The sequence below is a fragment of the Streptomyces sp. NBC_01214 genome, assembly GCF_026340975.1.
Lineage (GTDB): Bacteria > Actinomycetota > Actinomycetes > Streptomycetales > Streptomycetaceae > Streptomyces.
Genome location: NZ_JAPEOS010000002.1, coordinates 1,485,001 through 1,511,848 on the forward strand (window position 1 = coordinate 1,485,001; position 26,848 = coordinate 1,511,848).

The 26,848-nt window shown below is 70.7% G+C and carries 13 protein-coding genes, 1 tRNA gene, 2 rRNA genes and 1 pseudogene (1 of these 17 cut by a window edge); 12 read left to right on the plus strand and 5 right to left on the minus strand.

Going from position 1 to position 26,848, the window contains the following annotated elements; translation table 11 throughout:
* The 4 genes from OG594_RS31700 to OG594_RS31715 all read left to right on the plus strand — a co-directional run.
* Nucleotides 1–1,461, plus strand: a 23S ribosomal RNA gene (locus tag OG594_RS31700) (it extends 1,662 nt beyond the left edge of the window).
* 76 nt (nt 1,462–1,537) lie between these two features.
* A 5S ribosomal RNA gene (rrf, locus tag OG594_RS31705) occupies nt 1,538–1,654 on the plus strand.
* 5 nt (nt 1,655–1,659) lie between these two features.
* Nucleotides 1,660–1,735: transfer RNA gene (locus tag OG594_RS31710), tRNA-Thr, on the plus strand.
* A 204-nt stretch (nt 1,736–1,939) separates the two neighbouring features.
* Entirely contained in the window at nt 1,940–2,554 is a 615-nt protein-coding gene (locus OG594_RS31715) for an HdeD family acid-resistance protein (protein WP_266605572.1), read from the plus strand.
* A 123-nt stretch (nt 2,555–2,677) separates the two neighbouring features.
* Here OG594_RS31715 and OG594_RS31720 read toward each other — a convergent pair whose 3' ends face one another.
* Nucleotides 2,678–5,263 carry a SpoIIE family protein phosphatase gene (locus OG594_RS31720; protein ID WP_266605574.1) on the minus strand — a complete coding sequence of 862 codons (2,586 nt, stop codon included), beginning with the start codon at nt 5,261–5,263 and terminating at the stop codon, nt 2,678–2,680.
* Between the two features lie 168 nt (nt 5,264–5,431).
* Between OG594_RS31720 and OG594_RS31725 the strand changes: the two genes are divergently transcribed.
* The 8 genes from OG594_RS31725 to OG594_RS31760 all read left to right on the plus strand — a co-directional run bounded on the left by OG594_RS31725 (nt 5,432) and on the right by OG594_RS31760 (nt 19,299).
* Entirely contained in the window at nt 5,432–10,966 is a 5,535-nt protein-coding gene (locus tag OG594_RS31725) for a HAMP domain-containing protein (RefSeq protein ID WP_266605576.1), read from the plus strand.
* Nucleotides 10,967–11,240: 274 nt separating this feature from the next.
* Nucleotides 11,241–11,924, plus strand: coding sequence for a two-component system response regulator (locus OG594_RS31730; protein WP_266605578.1), 684 nt, complete (start codon nt 11,241–11,243; stop codon nt 11,922–11,924).
* Between the two features lie 115 nt (nt 11,925–12,039).
* On the plus strand, nt 12,040–14,838 hold the full coding sequence (locus OG594_RS31735) for a DNA translocase FtsK (protein WP_266605580.1): 2,799 nt from the start codon (nt 12,040–12,042) through the stop codon (nt 14,836–14,838).
* A 220-nt stretch (nt 14,839–15,058) separates the two neighbouring features.
* Entirely contained in the window at nt 15,059–15,955 is an 897-nt protein-coding gene (locus OG594_RS31740) for a helix-turn-helix domain-containing protein (RefSeq protein ID WP_266605582.1), read from the plus strand.
* A gap of 126 nt (nt 15,956–16,081) precedes the next feature.
* On the plus strand, nt 16,082–17,584 hold the full coding sequence (gene rimO / locus OG594_RS31745; RefSeq protein ID WP_266605584.1) for a 30S ribosomal protein S12 methylthiotransferase RimO: 1,503 nt from the start codon (nt 16,082–16,084) through the stop codon (nt 17,582–17,584).
* Nucleotides 17,581–18,249 (plus strand): CDP-diacylglycerol--glycerol-3-phosphate 3-phosphatidyltransferase, encoded by a 669-nt coding sequence (gene pgsA, locus OG594_RS31750; protein WP_266605586.1) that lies wholly within the window; start codon nt 17,581–17,583, stop codon nt 18,247–18,249. The genes rimO and pgsA overlap by 4 nt, the downstream gene beginning before the upstream one ends.
* Before the next feature lie 59 nt (nt 18,250–18,308).
* Nucleotides 18,309–18,809: a CinA family protein gene (locus OG594_RS31755; RefSeq protein WP_323185358.1), complete on the plus strand. Its 501-nt coding sequence runs from the start codon at nt 18,309–18,311 to the stop codon at nt 18,807–18,809.
* A gap of 109 nt (nt 18,810–18,918) precedes the next feature.
* Nucleotides 18,919–19,299, plus strand: a complete 381-nt coding sequence (locus OG594_RS31760; protein ID WP_030012484.1) for a helix-turn-helix domain-containing protein — start codon at nt 18,919–18,921, stop codon at nt 19,297–19,299.
* Between the two features lie 372 nt (nt 19,300–19,671).
* On the opposite strand, the pseudogene OG594_RS31770 reads toward OG594_RS31760, so the two are convergent.
* From OG594_RS31770 to OG594_RS31785, 4 genes and pseudogenes are all read right to left on the minus strand, one after another.
* Nucleotides 19,672–20,443: pseudogene (locus tag OG594_RS31770) on the minus strand (SDR family NAD(P)-dependent oxidoreductase).
* Between the two features lie 76 nt (nt 20,444–20,519).
* Nucleotides 20,520–21,314, minus strand: a complete 795-nt coding sequence (locus tag OG594_RS31775; RefSeq protein ID WP_266605588.1) for an Fpg/Nei family DNA glycosylase — start codon at nt 21,312–21,314, stop codon at nt 20,520–20,522.
* Between the two features lie 111 nt (nt 21,315–21,425).
* A complete protein-coding gene (locus tag OG594_RS31780) occupies nt 21,426–22,097 on the minus strand; it encodes a hypothetical protein (protein WP_266605590.1) in 672 nt (223 codons plus the stop codon).
* A 155-nt stretch (nt 22,098–22,252) separates the two neighbouring features.
* Entirely contained in the window at nt 22,253–26,842 is a 4,590-nt protein-coding gene (locus OG594_RS31785; RefSeq protein ID WP_266605592.1) for an ATP-dependent helicase, read from the minus strand.
* Nucleotides 26,843–26,848 lie beyond the last annotated feature (6 nt).

Sequence of the window (26,848 nt, forward strand, 5' to 3'; positions counted from 1 at the left end):
GCCCGGGCGGTGGTAGTCCCGGGGTAAGGGTGTAGGCCGAGGGGTAGGCAAATCCGTCCCTCATTAAGGCTGAGACCTGATGCCGAGCCGATTGTGGTGAAGTGGATGATCCTATGCTGTCGAGAAAAGCCTCTAGCGAGTTTCATGGCGGCCCGTACCCTAAACCGACTCAGGTGGTCAGGTAGAGAATACCGAGGCGTTCGGGTGAACTATGGTTAAGGAACTCGGCAAAATGCCCCCGTAACTTCGGGAGAAGGGGGGCCATCACTGGTGATAGCACTTGCTGCTTGAGCTGGGGGTGGCCGCAGAGACCAGCGAGAAGCGACTGTTTACTAAAAACACAGGTCCGTGCGAAGCCGTAAGGCGATGTATACGGACTGACGCCTGCCCGGTGCTGGAACGTTAAGGGGACCGGTTAGTGACCTTTCGGGGTTGCGAAGCTGAGAACTTAAGCGCCAGTAAACGGCGGTGGTAACTATAACCATCCTAAGGTAGCGAAATTCCTTGTCGGGTAAGTTCCGACCTGCACGAATGGCGTAACGACTTCTCGACTGTCTCAACCATAGGCCCGGTGAAATTGCACTACGAGTAAAGATGCTCGTTTCGCGCAGCAGGACGGAAAGACCCCGGGACCTTTACTACAGTTTGATATTGGTGTTCGGTTCGGCTTGTGTAGGATAGGTGGGAGACTTTGAAGCAGCCACGCCAGTGGTTGTGGAGTCGCCGTTGAAATACCACTCTGGTCGTGCTGGATGTCTAACCTCGGTCCGTGATCCGGATCAGGGACAGTGTCTGATGGGTAGTTTAACTGGGGCGGTTGCCTCCCAAAGGGTAACGGAGGCGCCCAAAGGTTCCCTCAGCCTGGTTGGCAATCAGGTGTTGAGTGTAAGTGCACAAGGGAGCTTGACTGTGAGACCGACGGGTCGAGCAGGGACGAAAGTCGGGACTAGTGATCCGGCGGTGGCTTGTGGAAGCGCCGTCGCTCAACGGATAAAAGGTACCCCGGGGATAACAGGCTGATCTTCCCCAAGAGTCCATATCGACGGGATGGTTTGGCACCTCGATGTCGGCTCGTCGCATCCTGGGGCTGGAGTCGGTCCCAAGGGTTGGGCTGTTCGCCCATTAAAGCGGTACGCGAGCTGGGTTTAGAACGTCGTGAGACAGTTCGGTCCCTATCCGCTGTGCGCGTAGGAATATTGAGAAGGGCTGTCCCTAGTACGAGAGGACCGGGACGGACGAACCTCTGGTGTGCCAGTTGTCCTGCCAAGGGCATGGCTGGTTGGCTACGTTCGGGAGGGATAACCGCTGAAAGCATCTAAGCGGGAAGCCTGCTTCAAGATGAGTATTCCCACCTCCTTGAGAGGGTAAGGCTCCCAGTAGACGACTGGGTTGATAGGCCAGATGTGGAAGCCCGGTAACGGGTGAAGCTGACTGGTACTAATAGGCCGAGGGCTTGTCCTCAGTTGCTCGCGTCCACTGTGTTAGTTCTGAAATAACGAACAGCTGTGTCCATGCCAGCGTTCAAATTTCATAGTGTTTCGGTGGTCATAGCGTTAGGGAAACGCCCGGTTACATTCCGAACCCGGAAGCTAAGCCTTTCAGCGCCGATGGTACTGCAGGGGGGACCCTGTGGGAGAGTAGGACGCCGCCGAACAACCCGCCCTTTTAGCTCAGTCGGTAGAGCGTCTCCATGGTAAGGAGAAGGTCAACGGTTCGATTCCGTTAAAGGGCTCCAATGAAGAAGGCCCCCGCCAATTGGCGGGGGCCTTTTTTGTTTTCCGGCACGGACGGGCTCGTGCCGGACGACCGGCGCAGGCCTCCGAGGACCGGAGGGGCGGGCCGTAGCCGAGCTGCCTACCATGGATGTGAAGGGTAGATAAGGTACGTCCGGCGGCTTCGAGGTGCCCCCACGGGCCGCTCGGCTGGCCCAGGAGGCGTGATGACCGTACCCCCCGACGCAGCGGCACCTCAGCACACGCAGGGCGACCCCGAGGACGTCCTCAAGCACCTAGGCAGCACCTGGCACTGGGCACTCGGTTTTGCCCTCGCGACCCTGATCCCCGGCATCCTGGTGCTCGTCTGGCCCGACGAGACGCTGCACGTCCTGGCCGTCATCATCGGTCTGCAGTTCCTGGTGGCGGGCGCCTTCCGGTTCGTCACCGCCTTTTCGCACAGCCGCGAGGGCGGCAGCAGGCTGGCGGGTGTCCTGATCGCCATGCTCGCGTTCCTGGCGGGCGTCCTGGTACTGCGCCATCCGATGCAGACGATCGGCGCGCTGAGCTTGATCATCGGCGTGTTTTGGTTGCTGTCCGGAGTGCTCGCGGCGTTCACCGCGATCGCCGACCACACGCTCGTCCACCGGGGCCTGCAGTTCGGCCTGGGTGCTCTCGGCGCCGTCGCCGGAATCGTCGTGCTCTGCTTCCCGGTGGACTCCGCCGTGGCCCTGACACGGCTACTGGGACTCTGGCTCGTCCTGCTGGGCGTGTTCGAGCTGGTGATGGCCTTCGCACTGCGTTCGGCCACCCGCCAGGTCACGTCGGCCCGTCCGGGGTGAAGACCGGCCGGCGCCGGACTCGTACCTCCGTGAACTGAACTGAACTGAACTGAACTGCCTGAAATGAAATGAGCCTGGGCTCGGCGTGCGCCGGGCCCAGGCTCGTGCGGAGACGGGCGCCGGCTATTCGCCCATGCGCTGTTCCGGGACGCGGAAGGCCAGGATCGCCATGTCGTCCGACGCGGGTTCTGCGGCGAAGCGTTCCACCGCGCGCAGGACGCGCGAGGCGACCGCGCCCGCAGTGAGGCCCGTACACGTGGTGAGGACCTCGGCGAGGCCGTCGTCGCCCAGCATGCGGGTGCCCTCGCGGCGTTCGGTCACGCCGTCGGTGACGCACAGCAGCACATCGCCGGGGTCGAGGGTGAGGGTCTGTTCGTAGAGGTCCAGGTCGTCGATCACGCCCAGCAGCGGCTGCGGGTCCGCGGCCGCGTCGACCTGGCCGTTCGGGCGCAGGCGCAGCGGCAGCGGGTGGCCCGCGCAGACGACCTTCATCAGGGCGCCGCCGTCGGGCTGGGGGTGGAGCTCGCCGTAGAGGAGGGTGAGGAAGCGGCTGCGGGCGCCCTCGTCGAGGATGGCCGCGTTGAGGCGTTCGAGGACGGCCGGGCCGCCGAGGCCCTCGCGGGCCAGCAGGCGCAGCGCGTGCCGGGCGAGGCCCGTGACGGCGGCGGCCTCCGGGCCCGTACCGCAGACGTCGCCGATGGCGAAGCCGTACGCGCCGTCGCGGATCGGGAAGACGTCGTAGAAGTCGCCGCCGACCTCGTTGCCCTCGCCGGCAGCGCGGTAGATCACCTCGACCTCCATGCCGGGGATCGCGGGGGAGCCGGGCGGCAACAGGCTGCGCTGGAGGGAGCGGCTGATCGCGGTGCGCTCCGAGTACAGGCGGGCGTTGTCGAGGGCCAGGGCGGCGCGGCGGGAGAGGTCCTCGGCGAGTTCGAGGATCTCCTGGCGGAAGTGTTCTTCGCGCGGCTTGCCGAGGGTCAGCATGCCGATCACGCGGTTGCGGGCGAGGAGGGGCAGGACCACCGTCTCGCCGCCGACCGAGGCGGTCGCCTCCGGCCACGGGCGGGCGCCGGCCTCGCGGACCGGTTCGGGCGGGCTCAGCTGGGAGAGCAGGTCCTTGAGGCCGTCGATGCGTTCCTCGTCCTCGTGGAGGACGTAGGAGAGGTACGGGTCGGAGGACTGGTCGGCGATGGTGTAGACGGCGCACCAGGTGGCCAGGGTCGGGACGGTCATCTGGGCCATGAGGGCCAGGGTCTGGTCCCGGTCGAGGGTGCCGGCCAGCAGGTCCGAGGCCTCGACGAGGAAGGAGAGGGAACCGCGGCGCAGGCGCTCCAGTTCGCCGAGTCGGGCGGATTCGACGGCGAGGGCGATGCGGTCGGCGGCGAACTGGAGGTGCAGGGCCTCTTCGTTGGAGTAGCGGCCGGGGGTCTCGGCGGCGACGCCGAGGGAGCCGGTGAGGCGGCCTTCCACCTTCAGGGGGACGGTGACGGCGGAGCGCATGCCGGTGGCCTCCAGGAGCGGCACGGCTCCGGGGGACGCGATGAGGTCGTCGTGGACGGCGGGCATGCGGGCGGAGCCGTAGCGGTTGGTGCCGGCCTCGACCGGGACGCGGGCGAAGCGCTGCCGGGTGGAGGGCAGGCCGGTGGTGGCGCGGACCTCCAGCTCGGTCTCGTCGTCGGTGGCGAGCAGCAGGAAGGCGGAGTCGGCGTCGAGGAGGTCCCGGGCGCGCTCCACGGTGCGCTGGAGGAGCCCGTCGAGGTCGTCGGGGGCGGGGGAGCCGATGAAGACCTCGAAGGGGTCCGTGGGGCGGGGCTCGCTGAAGTGGCCGCCGTCGGAGGTGGGTACCCGTACGGGGGTCTGGAGCAGGGCGCGCTCGTCGTCGTGGACGAGGAGGCAGACGATGGACGGTTCGCCGTGGGCGTCGCGGACCCGCAGGTGCGAGGCGAAGACGGGGATGACGCGGCCGTCGGCGCCGCGGACGCCGTAGCTGCCCTCCCAGCGGGACAGGCGCAGGGCCTCGGCGATGCCGGTTCCGGTGCCGGGGGTCTGGGGCCAGGCGGCGAGCTCGGCGAGCGGGCGGCCGAGCGCCTTCTCGGCGGGGTGGCCGAAAATGTGCTCGGCGTCCTCGTTCCAGGCGGAGATGGCGTCGTCCGAGTCGATCTGGACCACGGCGACGCGGACCCGGCTGTCGGCCAGCGGGAGCAGCTGGTCGGGGACGACGGGGCCCGCGGAGCGGGTACCGACCGGCCGGTCTGGCAGATCGAGGCGGAACCACACGTGCTTGTGGGTGGCGGTGTACTCGACGCCCCAGCGGGTGGCGAGGGCGGCGCACAGCATCAGGCCGCGGCCGTTCTCGCGGTCGGGGTCGGCGTAGGGGCGCTCACCGGGGTGCTGGAGCGGGAGCTCGCGCTCCGGGTACCGGTCGGCGACCTCGACCCGTACGCCGCCGTCGGCGCGCAGGCACAGGACTTCGGCCCGGGTGCCGGCGTGGACCACGGCATTGGTGACGAGCTCGCTGGTGAGGACCACCGCGTCGTCGACGATGTCCGCGAAGCCCCAGCCGTGCAGGGTGTCGCGGACGAACCCGCGGGCGGCGGCGACCGAGCGCCCGAGGGGATCGAAGCTGGCAGCCGCCCGTGCCGTGATCACGAATCTCCTTCGACGCGGTTGGACATCGGGTGCCAGGTTACTTACCTTCACGGTCGGCATGGTGCCGTCGTCGGGGATTCCACCCGCAGGGTACGGCGGGTGTGCGATGGTGCCGAAGTGTTATGGCCGGGTTCGGCCAGGGTGAAACACTGGGCGGGCGTGCAAGGCCGGCTCGTGACGAGTCAGGCGTCCGGTGGAAAAGTGGTCGACCCTTTCGGGAGGGACACGGTGGAGTCTGGCGCAGCGGTACGGCGTACGGGAACGAGGCCGAAGGGCGGACGTTCCCGGCGCAGTGGCACGACGGAGGTCGATACCGCCGCTCTCAACCGGCTGCTCACGGCCCTGGTGTCGATGCGGGACGGGAATTTCCGCAAGCGGTTGACGGTGTCCGGCGAGGGCGTGATGGCGGAGATCGCCGCCGTCTACAACGAGGTCGCCGACCGCAATCTCCACCTGACCGGGGAGCTGTCCCGGGTGCGGCGGATGGTGGGCCGCGAGGGCAAGCTGAGCGAACGGCTGGAAACGGGTGCCTGTGAGGGCTCCTGGGCGGCCGCGATCGATGCCTCGAACCAGTTGGTGGACGATCTGGCCCGGCCGGTGTCCGAGGTGGGCCGGGTGCTGTCGGCGGTGGCCGAGGGCGATCTGGACCAGCGGATGGACTTGCGGACGCAGGCGGCCGAGGGGGCCGGGCATCCGCTGCGCGGGGAGTTCCTGAAGGTCGGGCGCACCGTCAACAACCTGGTCGACCAGCTGTCGGCGTTCACCGACGAGGTGACGCGCGTGGCGCTGGAGGTGGGCACCGAGGGCAAGCTCGGTGGTCAGGCCCAGGTGCGCGGGATGTCGGGTTCCTGGAAGGATCTGACCGACTCCGTCAACACGATGGCGTACCGGCTCACCGCTCAGGTGCGTGACATCGCTCTCGTCACGACGGCGGTCGCCAAGGGCGATCTGTCGCGCAAGGTCACGGTGCACGTGGCCGGTGAGATGCTCCAGCTGAAGAACACCGTGAACACGATGGTGGACCAGCTGTCGTCCTTCTCCTCCGAGGTGACCCGCGTCGCCCGCGAGGTGGGTACGGAGGGCGAGCTGGGCGGCCAGGCGAAGGTGCCCGGGGTCGCGGGCGTGTGGAAGGACCTGACCGACTCGGTCAACACCATGGCCGGGAACCTGACGGCCCAGGTGCGCGGGATCGCGCAGGTGACCACGGCGGTCGCGAACGGCGACCTGTCGCAGAAGGTACGGGTCAGCGCGCGCGGCGAGGTGGCGCAGCTGGCCGAAACGATCAATCAGATGACCGAGACGCTGCGGACCTTCGCGGACGAGGTCACGCGTGTGGCCAGCGAGGTCGGGGCCAAGGGTCTGCTCGGCGGTCAGGCGCAGGTGCCGGGTGCGGCGGGTACGTGGAAGGACCTCACCGACTCGGTGAACACGGTCTTCCGCAACCTCACCACCCAGGTGCGGGACATCGCGCAGGTGACGACGGCGGTGGCCAACGGTGACCTGTCGCAGAAGGTCACGGTCGACGTGGCCGGCGAGATGCTGGAGCTGAAGAACACCGTCAACACGATGGTGGACCAGCTGTCTTCCTTCGGCGCGGAAGTGACGCGTGTGGCCCGTGAGGTCGGCGTCGAGGGTGAGCTGGGCGGTCAGGCGCAGGTGCCGGGTGCGGCGGGTACGTGGAAGGACCTCACCGACTCGGTGAACACCGCCTTCCGCAACCTCACCGGGCAGGTGCGCAACATCGCGCAGGTGACGACGGCGGTGGCCAACGGCGACCTGTCGCAGAAGGTCACCGTGGACGTCTCCGGTGAGATGCTCCAGCTGAAGAACACCGTGAACACGATGGTGGACCAGTTGTCCTCCTTCGCCGACCAGGTCACGCGGATGGCGAGGGACGTGGGTACGGAGGGCCGCCTCGGCGGTCAGGCCCGGGTCGAGGGGGTGTCCGGCACCTGGAAGGAGCTCACCGACTCCGTCAACTTCATGGCCGGGAACCTGACCTCGCAGGTGCGCCAGATCGCCCAGGTGACGACGGCGGTGGCCCGCGGTGACCTGTCGCAGAAGATCGACGTGGACGCCCGGGGCGAGATCCTGGAGCTGAAGAACACCATCAACACGATGGTCGACCAGCTCTCGGCCTTCGCCGAGCAGGTGACCCGGGTGGCCCGCGACGTGGGTACCGAGGGCCGCCTGGGCGGCCAGGCGCAGGTGCCGGGGGTGGCCGGCGTATGGCGTGACCTCACGGACTCCGTGAACGGCATGGCCGGGAACCTGACCTCGCAGGTGCGCAACATCGCCCAAGTCGCGACGGCGGTGGCCCGCGGTGACCTGTCGCAGAAGATCGACGTGGACGCCCGGGGCGAGATCCTGGAGCTGAAGAACACCCTCAACACGATGGTCGACCAGCTCTCGAACTTCGCGGAGCAGGTGACGCGGGTGGCGCGGGAGGTGGGCACCGAGGGCATCCTCGGCGGCCAGGCGGAGGTGAAGGGGGTCTCCGGCACGTGGAAGGACCTCACCCAGTCCGTCAACTTCATGGCGAACAACCTGACGTCCCAGGTGCGCAACATCGCCGAGGTGACCACGGCCGTGGCCATGGGCGACCTCTCCAAGAAGATCACCGTCGATGCCAAGGGCGAGATCCTCGAACTGGTCACCACCGTGAACACGATGGTGGACCAGCTGTCGTCCTTCGCGGAGCAGGTGACGCGGGTGGCGCGCGAGGTGGGCTCCGAGGGCATCCTCGGCGGCCAGGCCCGGGTGCGCGGGGTGACGGGCATCTGGAAGGACCTGACCGACAACGTCAACCTGATGGCCAACAACCTGACCTCCCAGGTGCGCAACATCTCGCAGGTCTCGGCGGCGGTGGCCAACGGCGATCTGACGAAGAAGGTCACGGTCGAGGCGCGCGGCGAGGTCGCGCAGCTCGCCGACACCGTGAACACGATGGTGAAGACCCTGTCCTCGTTCGCGGACGAGGTGACCCGGGTGGCCCGCGAGGTGGGTACGGAGGGCCGCCTGGGCGGCCAGGCGCACGTGCCGGGCGTCTCGGGGACGTGGAAGGACCTCACCGACTCGGTGAACTTCATGGCCTCCAACCTCACCGGTCAGGTGCGGCAGATCGCCATGGTCACGACCGCCATCGCCAAGGGCGACATGACCAAGAAGATCGACATCGATGCCCGCGGTGAGATCCTCGAGCTCAAGACCACGATCAACACCATGGTGGACCAGCTGTCCTCCTTCGCCGACCAGGTGACGCGGGTGGCCCGTGAGGTGGGTACCGAGGGAATCCTGGGAGGTCAGGCCCGGGTCCGGGACGTCGACGGCACCTGGCGGGACCTGACCGAGTCCGTGAACGAGATGGCCGGGAACCTCACCCGGCAGGTGCGCGCGATCGCGGCCGTGGCCACCGCGGTGACCCGCGGCGATCTCAACCTGAAGATCGACGTGGACGCGGCGGGCGAGATCCAGGTCCTCCAGGACAACATCAACACGATGATCGCGAACCTGCGCGACACCACCTTGGCCAACAAGGAGCAGGACTGGCTCAAGGGCAACCTCGCCCGCATCTCCGCACTGATGCAGGGCCGCCGGGAGCTCGACGACGTCGCCTCGCTGATCATGAGCGAGCTGACCCCGGTGGTCTCCGCGCAGCACGGTGCCTTCTTCTTGGCGCTGCCGGCCGGCGGCACCACCGAGATCGGGACGGACGGGGGCACGGACGGTTCGTACGAGCTGCGGATGCGCGGGAGTTACGCGTACGCGGGCGGGCAGATGCCCATGTCGTTCCGGCCGGGGGAGGGGCTGATCGGGGCGGTCGCCGAAGAGAAGCGGATGATTCTCGTCGAGAACACCCCGCCGGGCTACCTGAAGATCTCCTCGGGCCTGGGCGAGGCGCCGCCGGCGCACGTGATCGTGCTGCCGGTGCTCTTCGAGGGGAAGGTGCTCGGCGTCATCGAGCTGGCCTCCTTCACGCCCTTCACGCAGATCCAGAAGGACTTTCTCAGCCAGATCGCCGAAATGATCGGTACGAGCGTCAACACCATCAGCGTCAACTCCAAGACGGAGATGCTGCTGAAGCAGTCGCAGGAGATGACCGAGCAGCTGCGCGAGCGCTCCGACGAGCTGGAGAACCGGCAGAAGGCCCTGCAGGCCGCCAACGCGGAGCTGGAGGAGAAGGCCGAGCTGCTGGCCCAGCAGAACCGGGACATCGAGGTGAAGAACACCGAGATCGAGGAGGCCCGGCAGGTCCTGGAGGAGCGTGCCGAGCAGCTCGCGGTCTCGATGCGCTACAAGTCCGAGTTCCTGGCGAACATGTCGCACGAGCTGCGGACCCCGCTCAACTCGCTGCTGATCCTGGCCAAGCTGCTCGCCGACAACGCGGAGGGGAACCTCTCGCCGAAGCAGGTGGAGTTCGCCGAGACCATCCACGGCGCGGGTTCGGACCTGTTGCAGCTGATCAACGACATCCTCGACCTGTCGAAGGTCGAGGCCGGGAAGATGGACGTCTCGCCGACCCGGATCGCGCTGGTCCAGCTCGTGGACTACGTCGAGGCGACCTTCCGGCCGCTGACGGCGGAGAAGGGCCTGGACTTCTCGGTACGGGTCTCCCCGGAGCTGCCCGCCACGCTGCACACCGATGAGCAGCGGCTGCTCCAGGTGCTGCGCAACCTGCTGTCCAACGCCGTGAAGTTCACCGACACGGGGGCGGTGGAGCTGGTGATCCGGCCGGCCGGCGCCGATGTGCCCGCCGCGATCCGCGAGCAGCTGCTGGAGGCCGGTTCGCTGCGGGAGGCGGACGCGGACCTGATCGCCTTCTCGGTCACGGACACCGGGATCGGGATCGCCGCGAGCAAGATGCTCGTGATCTTCGAGGCGTTCAAGCAGGCGGACGGGACGACCAGCCGCAAGTACGGCGGCACCGGGCTGGGGCTGTCCATCAGCCGGGAGATCGCCCGGCTGCTGGGCGGGGAGATCCACGCGGCCAGCGAGCCCGGCCGCGGGTCCACCTTCACGCTGTACCTGCCGCTGCACCCGAGCGAGCTGCCTCCGCAGGGGTACGCGCCGCCGACCCCCGGCGGCGCCCGCGGCGAGCTGTACCGCAGGTCGCTGGACGGGGGCCGACCGGTGCTGCCGGGCACCCAGGCCGGGCCTTCGGCCATGCCGTCGGTGCAGGCGCAGCCGGTGCGGCCGGCGCTGTCGGCGGCCGAGCCGGCCGGGCAGGGGCAGGGCGGCGGGGCCGCGCTGTTCCGGCGGCGGCGCAAGGCGGCGAGCGATCTGGAGCCGCGCACGGCGGTGCCGGGCCAGCCGAACGTGGTGGGGGCCGAGGACGGCTGGGGCAGCGTGGAGGAGGACCTTCCGGTGACGCCCCGGACGTACGACTTCCACGGCGAGAAGGTGCTCATCGTCGACGACGACGTGCGCAACGTCTTCGCGCTGACCAGCGTGCTGGAGCAGCACGGACTGGCGGTGCTGTACGCGGAGAACGGGCGGGAGGGCATCGAAGTCCTGGAGCAGCACGACGACGTGACGGTCGTACTGATGGACATCATGATGCCCGAGATGGACGGGTACGCAACGACCTCGGCGATCCGGCGGATGCCGCAGTTCGCCGGGCTGCCGATCATCGCGCTGACGGCGAAGGCGATGAAGGGGGACCGGGAGAAGGCGATCGATTCCGGTGCTTCCGACTACGTCACCAAGCCGGTCGATCCCGACTACCTGCTGTCGGTGATGGAGCAGTGGATGCGCGGCAAGTGATCGCCGGGAGAGCGGATGGGCACCCATCGACGACCCACCGTGCCCGAGACGGTGTGGGAGGGCGGTGAACGGGGAACCATCTGCTCTCCCACCGCGTTTCCGCTTCGTGCACAGTGACATCTTGGTGACAGGGTGTGGCGATCTCAGGACTGGGGCTACGATGACCGGCACAAGGACGGACGGCGCAAGGATGCCGTCCTCTGGGGCGGGGTCCGGCGCACAGGCCGGAGCCCGGAGCCGGGGAGGCCCCATGCCGGGGCGAGGAGGACAGGGCATGGTGCAGAAGGCCAAGATCCTCCTGGTCGATGACCGGCCGGAGAATCTGCTGGCGCTGGAGGCCATCCTCTCCGCGCTCGATCAGACACTGGTCCGGGCGTCGTCGGGGGAGGAAGCGCTCAAAGCGCTGCTGACGGACGATTTCGCGGTCATCCTGCTGGATGTCCAGATGCCGGGCATGGACGGATTCGAAACGGCCGCGCACATCAAGCGGCGGGAACGGACCCGGGACATCCCGATCATCTTCCTCACCGCGATCAACCACGGTCCGCACCACACGTTCCGCGGCTACGCGGCGGGTGCGGTCGACTACATCTCCAAGCCCTTCGACCCGTGGGTGCTGCGGGCCAAGGTCTCGGTCTTCGTGGAGCTGTACACGAAGAACTGCCAACTGCGGGAGCAGGCGGCCCTGCTGCGGCTCCAGCTGGAGGGCGGCAGCTCCAACGGCGTGGACGCGGGCAAGGAGACGGCCGGACTGCTGGCCGAGCTCTCCGCCCGGCTCGCGGCGGTCGAGGAGCAGGCCGAGGCGTTGACCAAGCAGCTCGGCGAGGATGCGGCCGACGCCGGCGTGGTGGCGACCGCGGCCCACCTGGAGCGCAAACTCACCGGGCTGCGGAGGGCGCTCGACGCGCTGGAGCCCGGGACCGCCGGAGGGGCTTCGGTCCTGCCCGCGCAGAACTGACCGTATGCCGGTCGGGACTGGCGGTGCGTCAAAGCGCCTACGGAGCTGACGACACGAACGGGTGAAGGGGTGGGCACGCGTGTCCACCGGCGCGCGCACCGGTAACCTCGGGCCCATGTCACGTACGTCCGGTAAGGGTTCCCAGAGCACCGCGGGCACCGCGAAGGGCCGCACCGGCCGTACGACGGCGCCGGCCAAGAAGGCCGCGCCCGCGCGCAAGCCCCCGGCGAAGAAGGCCGCGGCCGCCAAGCGCCCTCCCGTCAAGAAGGCGGCGGCCAAGCCCGCGCCCTCTCCGACCGGCGGCGTGGTGCGGCTGGTGCGCGCCGTCTGGCTGGGCTGCGCGCACGCGGTCGGCGCCGTCTTCCGCGGGATCGGCCAGGGGGCCAGGAACCTGGACCCCGCGCACCGCAAGGACGGCGTGGCGCTGCTGCTGCTCGCCCTCGCGCTGATCGTCGCCGCCGGTACCTGGTCGAACCTGAGCGGTCCCGTCGGGGATCTGGTCACGATGCTGGTCACCGGTCTCTTCGGACGGCTGGACCTGCTCGTGCCGATCCTGCTCGGCGTCATGGCGGTGCGTTTCATCCGCCATCCCGAACAGACCGATGCCAACGGCCGCATCGGCATCGGGCTGTCCGCCCTCGTCATCGGGGTCCTGGGACTGGTCCACATCGCCTGCGGGGCGCCCGGCCGGGACGAGGGCACCACCGCGATGCAGAACGCGGGCGGGCTCATCGGCTGGGGCGCCTCCAAGCCGCTGATCTTCACCATGGGCGCGCCGCTGGCCGTACCCATGCTGGTGCTGCTCACGATCTTCGGACTCCTCGTGGTCACGGCGACCCCGGTCAACGCGATCCCGCAACGGCTGCGCAGGCTCGGCATCCGGCTCGGGATCATCGCCCCGAACGAGTACGACGAGGGCTACGGCGAGGACGAGGACCAGGGCGCCGCCGGCGAGCGGCACGACCCGGAGCGGTGGCGGGCCCGCGGCGGAGCCGGGGAGGGCTCCGGAGACCCGGCGGACGAGGCCGAGGAGGAGGCGCTCGCCCGGCGGCGCAGGCCGCGCAGGACCCCGGCCCGGCCCGCCATGGAGCGGGGGATGGACGCCGTCGACGTGGCCGCGGCGGCCGCCGCCGCGCTGGACGGGGTGGTCTACGGCGGAATGCCGCCCTCCCCGCTCGTCGCCGACCTCACGCAGGGGATCGCCGTCGAGCGGGAGGGCTCGGAGGCCACCGCTCCGGTGCCGACCGCCCGCGCGGAGCGTCCCGTACCGGACCACACCCCCGAGCGTGCCCCCGAGGTCGCCGCCGACCCCGCCGCCGGGCGGCCGCACGCCACCACCGCCGCGGCCTCCGGGACGCTGTCGGTGCCCGATCTGACCAAGGCCCCGCCGCAGACCCAGGCGCTGCCGCCGCGCGCCGAGCAGCTCCAGCTGCGCGGGGACATCACGTACTCCCTGCCCTCGCTCGACCTGCTGGAGAAGGGCGGGCCCGGCAAGACCCGCAGCGCCGCCAACGACGCGGTCGTCGACTCGCTGACGAACGTCTTCACCGAGTTCAAGGTCGATGCGAAGGTCACCGGCTTCACCCGGGGGCCGACGGTGACCCGGTACGAGGTCACCCTGGGCGCCGCGGTCAAGGTCGAGCGGATCACCGCCCTCACCAAGAACATCGCGTACGCCGTGGCTTCGCCGGACGTCCGGATCATCAGCCCGATCCCGGGCAAGTCTGCGGTCGGCATCGAGATCCCGAACACCGACCGCGAGATGGTCAACCTCGGTGACGTGCTGCGCCTCGCGGACGCGGCCGAGGACGACCACCCGATGCTGGTCGCGCTCGGCAAGGACGTCGAGGGCGGCTACGTCATGGCCAACCTCGCCAAGATGCCGCACGTGCTGGTCGCCGGTGCCACCGGTTCCGGCAAGTCCTCGTGCATCAACTGCCTGATCACCTCGATCATGGTCCGGGCCACCCCGGAGGACGTCCGGATGGTCCTCGTGGACCCCAAACGGGTCGAGCTGACGGCGTACGAGGGCATCCCGCACCTGATCACGCCGATCATCACCAACCCCAAGCGGGCCGCCGAGGCGCTCCAGTGGGTCGTGCGCGAGATGGACCTGCGCTACGACGACCTGGCCGCCTTCGGCTACCGGCACATCGACGACTTCAACCGGGCCATCCGGGACGGCAAGATCAAACTGCCGCCGGGCAGCGAGCGGGAGCTCAGCCCGTACCCGTACCTGCTGGTGATCGTCGACGAGCTCGCCGACCTGATGATGGTGGCCCCGCGCGACGTCGAGGACTCGATCGTCCGCATCACCCAGCTGGCCCGCGCGGCCGGCATCCACCTGGTGCTCGCCACCCAGCGGCCCTCGGTGGACGTGGTCACCGGCCTGATCAAGGCGAACGTGCCCTCGCGCCTCGCCTTCGCCACCTCCTCGCTCGCCGACAGCCGGGTCATCCTCGACCAGCCGGGCGCCGAGAAACTGATCGGCAAGGGCGACGGGCTGTTCCTGCCGATGGGCGCGAACAAGCCGGTCCGCCTCCAGGGCGCCTTCGTCACCGAGGACGAGATCGCCGGGATCGTCCAGCACTGCAAGGACCAGATGGCGCCCGTCTTCCGGGACGACGTCACCGCAGGGCAGAAGCAGAAGAAGGAGATCGACGAGGACATCGGCGACGATCTGGACCTGCTGTGCCAGGCGGCGGAGCTGGTGGTCTCCACGCAGTTCGGGTCCACCTCGATGCTCCAGCGCAAGCTGCGGGTGGGCTTCGCGAAGGCCGGGCGGCTCATGGACCTCATGGAGTCGCGGGGCATCGTCGGCCCGAGCGAGGGCTCGAAGGCGCGCGACGTCCTGCTGAAGGCCGATGACCTGGACGGAGTGCTCGCGGTCATCCGCGGCGAGGCCCATCCGTAATGAAATCGCGGGCAACCGTTTCCCTTGGGCCCGCGTCAAGTTGAAGAGAGGTGGCGGTAGGCGCACGAGCTCGCTCACGGCGCCGGGCCGCCGCACCCGAGCATGACCTCCCTTCGCCATTCGGATGGCGTAGGGAGTGCACCCTCCGGTTGCTCCACCCTTTCGTCACCCCCCTAGACTGGACTTCCAGCAGGTGGCTACACGCTCGAAAGGCGCCCACGTGTCCATCGGCAACTCCAACTCCCCCGAAGAAGAGCGGCCTTCGACCGACGACCGGTCCGAGGACCGCATCGTCGAACGTCCCGTCGAAGGCCCGTCCATCGGGACGGCCCTCAAGAAGGCCCGGATCGCCGCCGGGCTCACCGTCGACGAGGTCAGTTCCACCACCCGCGTGCGCATCCCGATCGTGCACGCGATCGAAGAGGACGACTTCACGCGGTGCGGCGGCGACGTCTACGCCCGCGGTCACATCCGTACGCTCGCCCGCGCCGTGGGCCTCGATCCGGCACCCCTGGTCGAGAGCTACGACGCGGCCCACGGCGGCCGGCCGGCACCCACGCCCGCCGCGCCGATGTTCGAAGCCGAGCGGATCCGCCCTGAGCGGCAGCGGCCCAACTGGACCGCGGCCATGGTCGCCGCCATCGTCGCCGTGATCGGCTTCGTGGGCTTCACCGCCTTCAGCGGTGGCGACGAGAAGGACAAGCGCCCGGTGGCGGAAGGTTCCGCCTCCCCCAAGCCCGCACCCAAGCAGACCGGCGCCAAGCCGGTCACCCCGCCCCAGCAGACCCCGCAGGCGCCCAAGCCGGAGCCCTCGGACAGTGCGATCGCCGCCGCGCCCAAGGACCTCGTCACCGTGGTCCTGACGGCCGACACGGGCGAGAGCTGGATCTCCGCGAAGGACTCCACCGGACGGCTGCTCTTCGACGGCACCCTCGCGCAGGGTGAGTCCAAGACCTTCACGGACAAGGAGTCCGTCGACCTCGTGCTCGGCGACGCCGGGGCCGTGAAGCTCTTCGTGAACGGCAAGGAGATCAAGGACGACTTCCAGTCGGGTCAGGTGGAGCGTCTGAAATACACGAAGGCCGACCCCCTCCAGGACCAGCCCCAGGCGGGCTGACGCGGGACCGCCCTAGGGCGGAAGGCTTGAATCCGGATCCCCGGGGTGCTGCGCCGCACCCCGGGGATCTTGCTGTACGGGGACTTGCGGCAGGGGCCGACGCCGGGACGAAGTAGTCTTGAGTCCATGCCCGAACGCCGTACCGTCGCCCTTGTCACTCTTGGCTGCGCCCGTAACGAGGTGGACTCGGAGGAGCTCGCAGGCCGCTTGGCGGCGGATGGCTGGGAGCTCGTCGAGGACGCCGCCGATGCGGACGTAGCCGTCGTCAACACCTGTGGCTTCGTCGAAGCCGCCAAAAAGGACTCCGTAGACGCCCTGCTGGAAGCCAACGATCTCAAGGATCACGGCAAGACCCAGGCCGTCGTCGCCGTCGGCTGTATGGCCGAGCGCTACGGCAAGGAACTCGCCGAAGCGCTCCCCGAGGCCGACGGAGTCCTCGGTTTCGATGACTACGCCGACATCTCCGACCGCCTCCAGACCATCCTCAACGGTGGCATCCACGCCTCCCACACCCCGCGCGACCGGCGCAAGCTGCTGCCGATCAGCCCGGCCGCGCGCCAGGACGCCGAGGTCTCCCTCCCGGGCCACGCCCAGTCGGCGCCCGCCGAGGAGCCGGCCGAGGCCCCCGCTGACCTGCCGGACGGGCTCGCGCCCGCCTCGGGCCCGCGCGCGCCCCTGCGCCGCCGCCTGGACAAGAGCCCGGTCGCCTCGGTCAAGCTGGCCTCCGGTTGCGACCGGCGCTGTTCCTTCTGCGCCATCCCGTCCTTCCGCGGCTCCTTCATCTCCCGCCGCCCCAGCGACGTGCTGGGCGAGACCCGCTGGCTGGCCGAGCAGGGCGTCAAGGAGATCATGCTGGTCTCCGAGAACAACACCTCGTACGGCAAGGACCTCGGCGACATCCGGCTGCTGGAGACCCTGCTGCCGGAGCTGGCCGAGGTGGACGGCATCGAGCGCGTCCGCGTCAGCTACCTCCAGCCCGCCGAGATGCGGCCCGGCCTGATCGACGTACTCACCTCGACCCCCAAGGTCGTGCCGTACTTCGACCTGTCCTTCCAGCACTCGGCGCCCGACGTGCTGCGCTCCATGCGCCGCTTCGGTGACACCGACCGCTTCCTGGAGCTGCTGGACACCATCCGCTCCAAGGCCCCGACGGCCGGCGTCCGCTCCAACTTCATCGTCGGCTTCCCCGGCGAGAAGGAATCGGACTTCGCGGAGCTGGAGCGTTTCCTCACCCACGCGCGCCTCGACGCCATCGGCGTCTTCGGCTACTCCGACGAGGACGGCACCGAAGCCGTCACCTACGAGAACAAGCTGGACGAGGACACCATCGCCGAGCGGCTCGCGCACATGCAGCGGCTCGCCGAGGAGCTCACCTCGCAGCGTGCCGAGGAGCGCATCGGGGAGACCCTCGAAGTGCTCGTCGAGACCGTGGAAGCGGTCGACGAGGACGGCGAGGGCGCCTACGGGCGCGCCGCGCACCAGGCGCCCGAAACGGACGGCCAGGTGGTCTTCACGGACAGCACGGGCCTGGTCCCGGGGCGTATCGTCACGGCAAAGGTGGTCGGCACCCTGGGTGTGGACCTGGTCGCCGAGCCCCTCGGCATGGATCTTGAGGAGGCGGCCGGATGACCGGAGTCCCGGCATCTGCGGCGGGCGGGACCGGCCGTCGGCCGGTACCCGGCGCGAAGCTGGGGGCCGCGGCGGTCAATCAGGCCAGCCTGTGGAACATCGCCAACATCCTGACGATGATCCGGCTCGTGCTCGTGCCGGGCTTCGTCGTGCTGCTGCTCGCCGACGGCGGCTACGACCCGGCGTGGCGGGCCTGGGCCTGGGCGGCTTTCGCCGTCGCCATGATCACGGACATCTTCGACGGGCACCTGGCCCGGACGTACAACCTGGTCACGGACTTCGGCAAGATCGCCGACCCCATCGCCGACAAGGCGATCATGGGGTCGGCGCTGATCTGCCTCTCCTGGCTCGGTGACCTCCCCTGGTGGGTGACCGGGGTGATCCTCGGACGGGAGCTCGGGATCACGGCGCTCCGCTTCTGGGTCATCCGCTACGGCGTGATTCCGGCCAGCCGGGGCGGAAAGCTGAAGACGCTGGCCCAGGGCACGGCCGTGGGCATGTACGTACTCGCCCTGACCGGGGCGCTGGCGACCATGCGCTTCTGGGTGATGGCGCTCGCCGTCGTGCTGACCGTCGTCACCGGTTTGGACTACATCCGTCAGGCGGTCGTGCTGCGCCGCCAGGGTCTCGCCGAGGAGCGGGCTGCGGAGCGGGCCGCGCGGTGACCCACGGGGCGGGGGATTTTCCGGCGGAAGCCGTTTCGGGAGCGGTGGGTGCGACCGGAGTGGCTGCGGATGCGCTGCGTCTGCTCGCGGAGAGTGACCAGACCCTCGCCGTGGCGGAATCGCTGACCGGCGGCATGGTGGCCGCGGAGCTCACGGCCGTTCCCGGAGCCTCCCGGTCCTTCCGCGGGTCGGTCACCGCCTACGCGACGGAGGTCAAGCACCGGGTCCTCGGGGTGGACGCGGGGTTGCTCGAGGCCGAAGGTGCGGTGAACGCGCAGGTCGCGGCGGAGATGGCGGCCGGTGTGCGGCGCGTGATGGGCGCCTCGTGGGGGATTTCGACCACCGGGGTGGCCGGTCCGGAGCCGCAGGACGGGCAGCCGGTGGGCACGGTTTTCGTCGCGGTGGACGGTCCAGGGGGCAGGAAAACGGTCCGTCTGAGGTTGAAAGGCTCCCGCGCGGAAATCCGTAGGGAGAGTGCACGCACAGTGCTCAGGCTTCTCTCGGACCAACTCCGTGAGAATGCGCGGAGGCAGGATACGGAACAGAACGGGGGGATTTGATGTTTGCAGCCCTGAGTGAACACGACATCGCTCCCCGCACGGCCGCGGCGCGAGGCGGTACGGTGGGGCGTGAAGGATGCGGCTACACGGTCAGAGGAGGGAGCCACCGATGATTCTGCTCCGTCGCCTGCTGGGTGACGTGCTGCGTCGGCAGCGCCAGCGCCAGGGCCGTACTCTGCGCGAAGTCTCCTCGTCGGCCCGAGTTTCGCTCGGCTATCTCTCCGAGGTGGAGCGGGGGCAGAAGGAGGCATCCTCCGAGCTGCTCTCCGCGATCTGCGACGCGTTGGACGTACGGATGTCCGAGCTGATGCGCGAAGTCAGTGACGAACTGTCGCTGGCCGAGCTGGCACAGTCGGCCGCGGCAAGCGAACCGGTCAGCGTACCGGTCCGCCCGATGCTCAATTCGGTTTCCATGGCTTCGGTCACGGGTGGACCGGAGCGGGTGACCATCAAGGCGCCTGCGGAAGCGGTGAATGTCGTAGCCGCGTGAGCGAGCACGTGCGTGTTTGAGCGTGGCCGGAGCCCCGGCCGGTGCCTAGTGCACCGGCCGGGGCTCCCGGCCGTTCTGGGTGCGGGGGCGCGGGGGGTGCGGGAGGATGGGGCCGTCCGGGTTCCGGCCCCTGGGAGGCGTTCGTGCGGCGGTTGCCCCGCATGCCCGCGGTGTCGGTGTCGGTCCTCGCGTTGACGGTGGGGGCGCTGTGGTGGTGGGCCGTGCTGCGGCTGGTGCTGGCGCCCGCCGAGTCCGGGGCCGTGGAGGGTGCGGTGGCGGTGGGCGGCTGGGGGCTGGGCCTGCTGCCGGTGCACTGTGTGCCGGGCCCGGTGCGGAAGGCGCGGCGGGCGGTGCGGCGGGTGGCCGACGGGGCTACCAGGGCATGGACACCCCACCGTTCGGGCGAAGGATCTGACCCGTCATGAAGGACGAGGCGTCCGAGGCCAGGTAGAGCACCGCCCGGGCGACGTCCTCGGGCTCGCCGACCCGGCGCAGCGGGGACATCCGGACCATCGCCGCCTCGGTCTGCTCCTGGACCTCGGGGCCGTGGCGGCCGGTCATGGGGGTGCGGATCCAGCCCGGGGCGACGGCGTTGACCCGTATGCCGTGCCGGCCGGCCTCGGTGGCCAGGGTCTTGGTCAGCTGGACGACGGCGGCCTTGGCGGCGCTGTAGCAGAGCAGGCCGGGCTGGGCGGCGTCAACGGCCCCGGAGGCCATGGTGACGAGGGAGCCGGGGGCGGCCCGCGGCGATCATGGAGCGGGCGGCTTCCTGGCAGGTGCGCAGGACCCCCTTGAAATTGATGTCCAGGATCCGGTCGAGGTCCTCGTCGGTGGTCTCCAGGACGCTGCTCGTGTGCATGACCCCGGCGATGGCGGCCGTGATGTCGAGCGGGCCCGCCGCGGTGACGGCTGCCCGGAGCGCGGCCCGGTCGGTGACGTCGAGGGGGTGGACGGTGGCGGCGCCGCCGGCTTTGGCGACGAGGGCGGCCGTCTCGGCGAGGCCCTGCTCGTCGCGGTCCGCGCAGTGCACGTGCGCCCCCGCTTCGGCGAGCAGGACGGCGGTGGCGCGGCCGATGCCGCTGGCGGCGCCGGTGACCAGGGCGGTGCGGCCGGTGAGGCCGTACGGGGCTGTGGGTGTGGGCATGCCGGGACCGTACGACCGTATCTGACGGACCGTCAATCGGTGTGGTCGGTCGGATCCGGCACTTCGAGGGCGGTGTTCAGGGGGTCGGGCCCTGCTGGCAGCGGGGGCACCAGTAGGTGGGGCGGCCGTCCTGGGGGGCCTCGCGGACGGGGGTTCCGCAGCGCAGGCAGGGACGGTGCGTGCGGCCGTAGACGAAGAGGTCCTGGCCGGGGCGGCGGCTGCCGGTCGTGTTGCGCGGGCCCGGCCGCTCGCCGGTGTTCGCGGACAGCAGCCGGTGGGCGGCGGCGGCCAGCCGGGGGAGAGCGGATTCGGGGAGCGCGCCGACCGGGGTCCACGGGGTGACCTGGGCCAGGAAGCAGAGCTCGGCCTTGTAGATGTTGCCGATCCCGGCGAGGTTGCGCTGATCGAGCAGGGCCTCGCCGAGGGCGCGCTCGGGGGCGGCGAGGAGGTGGGCGGCGGCGAGGGCCGGATCCCAGTCCGGGCCGAGCAGGTCGGGGCCGAGGTGGCCCACGGCGCGGTCCTCCTCGGCGGTGCGGATCAGCTCCAGGACGGGGAGGCGGTAGCCGACGGCCGTGTGGTCGGCCGTACCGAGGACGGCCCGGATCTCGTGGGCGGGGCCGCCGCGCCACTTCTCGCCGGGGGCGAAGACGTGCCAGGCGCCGTCCATCCGGAGGTGGCTGTGCAGGGTGAGGCCGCCCTCGAAGCGGGCGAGGAGGTGTTTGCCGCGGGGCGTGACGTCGAGGGTGACGCGGCCGGTGAGGTCGGCGGTGGCGAAGCGGGGGACGCGCAGGTCGCTGCGGGTGAGTGGGCGGCCTGCGAGGGCGGTGTGGAGCCGGGTCGCCACGCGCCGGATGCTGTCGCCTTCGGGCATGGCTTCATTGTGCGCTCCCGGCCCGCGCGGGTCGGCGATGCCGGGCCCGGCTGTGCCCTCCCCGCGGTCCGGCGGGCGACCCCGACGGGGGACCGGGCCGCGGCGGTGGATTCACTTCCAGGTGATGCCCTCGCCCTTGCTCATCGCGTTGTACGGGTTGCCCGCGTACTCGGCGCCGGCGACCTTCACCTGGGCCGACGGGGCCAGGGCTATCGCGCAACTGGTCTGGGTCTGGCCGTTGGTGAAGCCCTTCGGCATGGACTCGGTCTTGCACTTCTCGAACGTGCCGATGACCGCCAGGCTCTGGGCCCCGGTGCCGTCCCCGAGCAAGCCCTTCACATGGCCGACCGCGGCGTACGTCATGTCCGTGGTGCCGATGTTCTTGACCGTGTAGCGGATGTAGTACGGGACCTTGCCGTTCGCCTTGTCGCCCAGGTTCAGCCCCTCCAGGTCGGCGGGCGTGCCCTGCTCGATCGCGGTGACGGTGAGGGCGATCCGGCTGCCCTTGAAGTCTCCGTAGTCGTACGGCACCTCCGCGGCCTCGCCGATCTTGAAGGCCTGGCCGGACTTCGCGGTGCCCGGGGCCCCGGCGGGGGCCGCACTGCCCCCGGTCGACGGGCTGGCCGAGGCGCCGGGGGCGGGGGCGGTGCCGCCCGGGCTGGACGCGGCCGGCTGCGCCGGGCGCTCTTCGTCGCCGTTCTTGCAGCCGGTCAGGACCAGACTGCCGACGACGGCCAGACCGACCGCGCCCAGGGTGGTGTTGCGCATGCTGATGGTGCTCACTCTTCTTCGTCCCCCATGACGGTGCATCGCCGTGCAATGCCTGTGATCACCTTGATAAAGGATCAATAGGCGGATCGGCCCGTCGAAGGGCGCCCGGCGGCGGGTTTGTGACATGTTCAGGACGCGAGTGACACGGTCGGGACCGTTTGCGGCTGTCAGGAGCGCAGGCGCAACCCCCTCGGCGTGGCGTGGAAGCCGGCCGCCTCCAGGGCCGGGCCCAGGGGCGAGGTCAGGGCCGCCGCCGCGTTGATCCGTTCCACCGTGAGGGCCGGGAGCGTACCCGCGCGGGAGGCGCCCGCCAGGGCCGCCGTGGCCGCCGTGAGCCGGGGGTCCTCAGGGGCGGGCCAGGCCAGCAGGGTCTTGCCGCCGCGCTCCAGGTACAGGACGAGCTCCCCGTCCACCAGCACCACCAGGGAGCCCGCCTTGCGGCCCGGCTTGTGGGTGGCCCCGGCCGGCGGCTCGGGCCAGGGCAGGGCCGCGCCGTACGCGTTCGCCGGGTCGGCGGCCGCCAGCACCACCGCCGCCAATGGGGGCGGGGTCCGCTCGGCCGCCCGGAGCCGGTCCACCGCCCCGTCCATCGCGAACTGGGCCGCGCCCAGCCCCTCCACCACATAGCCCCGGCGTGCCTGGCCGCTGTCCTCGAAGGCCGACAGGACGCGGTAGACCGCGCTGAAGCCGCCCTCCACCCCTTCCGCGGCGACCGCCCCGCGGGTCACCACCCCGTGCCGGTCCAACAGCGTGCGGGCCAGGGCGTGGGCCCGGTGCGTCGGGTCGGGGGCCGCGGCCGGCAGCAGGGACCAGCGCCCGGAGACCGTGGGCGGGCCGGTACGGGACACGGTCGCGCTGAGCGTGCCGTACCGGCCGCGGGGGACGGTGCGCCGGGCCCGGTGCGCCGTCGAGCCGGCCGTGCGGCCCGAACCGAGCAGCGAGCGCAACGGGGCCAGCGTGTCGTTGGTGAGCCGGCCCGACCAGGCCAGATCCCATACGGCCTCGGAGAGGGCGACGTCGGACACCTCGGGGAACTCGCCGCGGATCGACTGCTCGATCTGCCGGAAGAACAGGCCGTACCCGCCCGCCAGCGACGCCAGGACCGCCTGGTGGAGGGGGCTCTGTTCCAGCGGGTGCGGCGGGGGCAGCAGCATCGGGGCCGCCTCCGCCAGGTAGAGGGAGATCCAGCCGTCCTTGCCCGGGAGGGCGCCGGCACCCGCCCAGACCACCTCGCCCGCCGTGGTCAGTTCGTCCAGCAGGCCCGGGGAGTACCCGCTCACCCGCGACGGGAGGATCAAGCGTTCCAGCGCGGAGGCCGGGACCGGGGCGCCCTGGAGCTGTTCCACCGCCCGGGCCAGCCCGTCGAGGCCGCGCAGGGCTCCGCCCAGGTGCTGCCACTGGGGGAGGAAGGTGGCCAGCGAGGTCGGCGGCACCGGTTCCAGCTCCTGGCGGAGCGCGGCGAGGGAGCGGCGGCGGAGCCTGCGCAGCACCGTCGCGTCGCACCACTCCTGGCCGATGCCCGCAGGGTGGAACTCGCCCTGCACCACCCGGCCGGCCGCGGCCAGCCGGTGCAGGGCGCCTTCGGTCACCGCCGCGCCCAGGCCGAAGCGGGCGGCGACGGCGGCCGTGGTGAAGGGCCCGTGGGTGCGGGCGTACCGGGCCAGCAGGTCCCCGAGCGGGTCCTTGACCGGCTCGGTGAACGCCTCCGGGACGCCGACGGGCAGCGCCGTGCCGAGGGCGTCCCGCAGTCGGCCCGCGTCCTCGATCGCGGCCCAGTGGTCCGCGCCGCCGATCCGGACCGCGATGGCGCGGCGGGCCGCGGCGAGCTCGCCGGCCCAGGCCGGATCCGCCCCGCGCTCGGTCAACTGGTCCTGCGTCAGCGGGCCCAGCAGGCGCAGCAGGTCGGCCACCGACTCGGGATCCTTGGCCCGCCGGTCCTCCGTGAGCCACTGGAGCTCCCGCTCCAGCTCCTCCAGCACCTGCGCGTCGAGGAGTTCGCGCAACTCCGCCTGGCCGAGGAGCTCCGCCAGCAGTCGGGAGTCCAGCGACAACGCGGCCGCCCGGCGCTCGGCCAGCGGCGAATCCCCCTCGTAGAGGAACTGGGCCACGTAACCGAAGAGGAGGGAACGGGCGAAGGGGGAGGGCTCCGGCGTGGTCACCTCGACCAGCCGGACGCGGCGCGCCTCGATGTCCCCCATCAGCTCGGTCAGGCCGGGCACGTCGAAGACGTCCTGGAGGCACTCCCGTACGGCTTCCAGCACGATCGGGAAGGAGCCGAACTCCGAGGCCACCTGGAGCAGCTGGGAGGCGCGCTGGCGCTGCTGCCACAGCGGAGTGCGCCGGCCGGGGCTCCGGCGCGGCAGCAGCAGGGCGCGGGCCGCGCACTCGCGGAACCGGGAGGCGAACAGCGCGGAGCCGCCGACCTGGTCGGTGACGAGCTGGTTGATGTCACCGTGGTCGAAGGCGACATCGGCCGCGCCCAGCGGGGCCTTCTCGTCGTCGAACTCGAACCCGTGCGCGGCCGCCGGGTCGTGGTCCAGGAGGTCCATGGACAGCAGGTCCGCGTCGGGCAGCCGGAGCACGATCCCGTCGTCGGCGTGCATCACCTGCGCGTCCATGCCGTACTTCTCGGCGAGGCGGGCGCCCAGCGCCAGCGCCCACGGGGCGTGCACCTGCGCGCCGAAGGGGGAGTGGACGACGACCCGCCAGTCGCCCAGTTCGTCGCGGAACCGCTCGACCACGATGGTCCGGTCGTCGGGGACGTGACCGCAGGCCTCGCGCTGTTCGGCGAGGTACGCCAGCACGTTCTCGGCGGCCCAGGCGTCCAGGCCGGCCGCCAGCAGCCGCAGCCGGGCGTCCTCCTCGCCCAGGCCGCCGAGCTCGCGCAGGAACGCGCCGACCGCGCGGCCCAGTTCGAGCGGCCGGCCGAGCTGGTCGCCCTTCCAGAACGGCAGCCGGCCCGGCACCCCGGGGGCGGGGGTGACCAGGACCCGGTCGCGGGTGATGTCCTCGATCCGCCACGAGGTGGTGCCCAGGGTGAAGACGTCCCCGATGCGGGACTCGTAGACCATCTCCTCGTCGAGCTCCCCGACCCGGCCGCCGCCCTTCTTGGGGTCGGAGCCCGCGAGGAAGACACCGAAGAGCCCCCGGTCGGGGATCGTCCCGCCCGAGGTGACCGCGAGGCGCTGGGCACCCGGCCGGCCCGTGACCGTCCCCGCCACCCGGTCCCAGACCACGCGCGGCCGGAGCTCCGCGAACGCGTCCGACGGATAGCGCCCGGCCAGCATGTCCAACACCGCCGTGAACGCAGACTCCGGCAGCGCCGCGAAGGGCGCGGCCCGCCGCACCAGGGCGAGCAGGTCGTCCAGCTGCCACGTGTCCATCGCGACCATCGCGACCAGCTGCTGCGCCAGTACGTCGAGGGGGTTGGAAGGCACCCGCAGGGACTCGATCGCCCCCGTGCGCATCCGCTCGGTGACCACCGCCGCCTGCACCAGGTCGCCCCGGTACTTGGGGAAGACCACCCCGGTGGAGACCGCGCCCACCTGGTGCCCGGCCCGGCCCACCCGCTGCAGCCCGGAGGCCACCGAGGGCGGCGACTCCACCTGCACCACCAGGTCCACCGCGCCCATGTCGATGCCCAGCTCCAGGCTGGAGGTGGCGACCACGGCGGGCAGCCGGCCCGCCTTCAGGTCCTCCTCCACCAGCGCCCGCTGCTCCTTGGACACCGAGCCGTGGTGCGCGCGGGCCAGCAGCGGCGGGGCGCCCAGCGCGGCGCCCGACTGGGCCATGACCTCGGCCGGCGAGGAGTGCTCGGGCAGCTTCTCGCCGACGGCCCGTTCGTACGCGATCTCGTTGAGCCGGTTGCACAACCGCTCCGCGAGCCGGCGCGAGTTGGCGAACACGATCGTCGAGCGGTGCGCCTGCACCAGGTCGGCGATCCGCTCCTCCACGTGCGGCCAGATCGACGGCTTGTCCCCGCCCTCCTTGCCCTCGGTCGCGGGGGAGCCGCCCAACTCGCCCATGTCCTGCACCGGGACGACCACCGACAGGTCGAACTCCTTGGCCGACGGCGGCTGGACGATCTCCACCTTGCCGCGCGGCGCCAGGTACCGGGCCACCTCGTCCACCGGCCGCACCGTCGCCGACAGTCCGATCCGGCGCGCCGGGCGGGGCAGCAGCTCGTCCAGCCGCTCCAGGGAGAGGGCGAGATGGGCGCCGCGCTTGGTCCCCGCGACCGCGTGCACCTCGTCCAGGATCACCGTCTCGATCCCGGCGAGGGCCTCCCGGGCCGCCGAGGTCAGCATCAGGAACAGCGACTCGGGCGTGGTGATGAGGATGTCCGGCGGGCGGGTGGCCAACGCCCGCCGTTCGGCGGGCGGGGTGTCGCCGGAGCGGATCCCGACCCGGATGTCCGGCTCGGGCAGGCCCAGGCGGACCGACTCCTGGCGGATCCCCGTCAGAGGGCTGCGCAGATTGCGCTCCACGTCGACGGCCAGGGCCTTCAGGGGCGATACGTACAGCACGCGGCAGCGCTTCTTCGACTCGGCGGGCGGCGGGGTCGACGCGAGCCGGTCGAGGGCGGCGAGGAACGCGGCCAGGGTCTTGCCGGAGCCGGTGGGGGCCACCACCAGCACGTCGGAGCCCTCCCCGATCGCCCGCCAGGCGCCCTCCTGCGCGTCGGTGGGCGTGACGAAGGCCCCCGTGAACCACGAGCGGGTCGCGGGGGAGAACGAGTCGAGCGCAGCGCCTGCCATGCCCCC